The 1,613-nt window shown below is 56.2% G+C and carries 3 protein-coding genes; 2 read left to right on the top strand and 1 reads right to left on the bottom strand.

Annotated elements, in window-relative coordinates:
• Positions 1-408 (top strand): helix-turn-helix transcriptional regulator (locus A3730_RS25420; protein ID WP_156501359.1); only part of this gene is annotated, 408 nt, incomplete at its 5' end.
• On the opposite strand, the gene A3730_RS25415 is transcribed toward A3730_RS25420, so the two are convergent.
• The gene (locus tag A3730_RS25415; RefSeq protein ID WP_063519475.1) at positions 393-1,046 is read right to left on the bottom strand and encodes a hypothetical protein; all 654 of its coding nucleotides are present in this window, start codon (positions 1,044-1,046) and stop codon (positions 393-395) included. The genes A3730_RS25420 and A3730_RS25415 overlap by 16 nt on opposite strands.
• 59 nt (positions 1,047-1,105) lie before the next feature.
• Between A3730_RS25415 and A3730_RS25410 the strand changes: the two genes are divergently transcribed.
• Positions 1,106-1,597 (top strand): NUDIX hydrolase, encoded by a 492-nt coding sequence (locus tag A3730_RS25410; protein WP_231880573.1) that lies wholly within the window; start codon positions 1,106-1,108, stop codon positions 1,595-1,597.
• The last annotated feature ends 16 nt before the right edge of the window (positions 1,598-1,613 follow it).

Below are 1,613 nucleotides of genomic sequence, written 5' to 3'. Positions count from 1 at the left end.
TTGCCGCATTCCTTGCTCAGCGAACCCTTCACCTTGTCTGATCCAGCTTCCCGGCACATGGCCGCGCAGAAATGCGAGGAAGAATTACAGCGCCTCGAGGCGGATCAGGATTGGGCCAGCCGGGTGCGCGCACGCCTGATGCAGGCGGAAGGCATGCTGCCCAGCCTGGAACAGCTGGCCGGCAACTTTCATGTGACCTCGCGGACCTTGCGTCGTTACCTTAATGCGTTGGGTGTGAGTTATCGCTCCTTGCTGGAAGAAGTGCGCATGACCAAGGCCATGGCCTACCTGCAGGCCAACATCACCGTGCAACAGGTGGCTAACCGCCTGGGGTATGCCGACCCCAGCAACTTCGCCCGCGCCTTCCGCAAATGGACCGGCCACCCGCCCAGTCATTTCCAGCCGTAGTATCCCCCTGTTTTCTGCTTCAACGCTTTGCGATTCCGCTTTCTGTGCTGTTCAATGGAATCTATCTTGGTGAGGCCGAAACGTGATCGTTCATTGTTAACTAGGCCCAGTGGTAACCAAGCTTCACAATACAAGGCGTAAATTTCAAAGAAATGCCTGGAAAATGCGCCGTCCTCTATTCGCTCAGGCTCATCCAGTTGGTGGCGTTTTTCAAGAACCCAAGGTTCCAGTGCGTACCAGCAGCAGAGGTACATAGGGCCCCATATATTCATGAAGTGGTTTCTTGAAATTAGGTTATTCCATGCCATGTAACCAATACGTTGTAGCTTGACGCTGACCTGCTGTGCTGCTTCACGTTCCTCCTTTTTCCAGTGTTCATTGGCGCTTTTTTTGTTATACGGCTGGTTTTGGTGGGCGTCAGTGATGATACGAATGAGAGGTTTGAGTGTATCCATCTCAGCCATGGCCCAGCGAAGAATATCGGCGTCACGAGACAGAGAGGCTTCACGAATATTGTGAGAGCCTTGTCGAAGCCCGATCAGAAGTACGATAGTCAATATGACCATAAGGAGGTCGGAGACCCCAGAAACCCCTCCCCAATCAAAGGTTTCAAATTGGAATTTGATGTTCTCGAACATGTTGACCTTCTTTCATCCTAATCGGGTAGAGTTCAGTTTTGAAAAAGCATGAAAACACAATGCGCGTGGATTCTGAACCCGTCCTACTTGTCTCCCGGCATAATCACCCTCGCGGCAGTTGCCAGCGTGGGCGTATGCAGCGCCAGCGGTTGATCCACCGTGCCTCCTATGTGGTGGTGCAGGATCTGGCCGGGCGGGTGTGCGTGCAGAAGCGGGCAGACCACAAGCATTTCTACCCGGGGGGTTGGGACCTGGCCGCCGGTGGGGTCATGCGCCCGGATGAGACGGTGGCTCAGGGGCTGAGTCGGGAGCTGTATGAAGAGCTGGGGTTGAGCCGTCAGTTCTCCCGCTGGCAATGGTTCTGGTTTGCCAATCCTCATCACCGGGTGTGGGGCGCCCTGGCCTCGGTGCGGGCCTGTCCGGATGCGGTGTCCCTGAGCGATGAGGTGGTGGCCATCGACTGGCTGCCCGCAGCACAGGCCCTGGCGTTGCCCGGCGCCACCCCGGATAGCCGCCACGCCCTGTCCTTGCTGCTGGCATCAGCACGCTGAGCGTTTTCGTCCTTGT

The organism is Alcanivorax sp. HI0044, from assembly GCF_001634945.1.
This window is presented reverse-complemented; position numbering and strand designations above follow the sequence as displayed.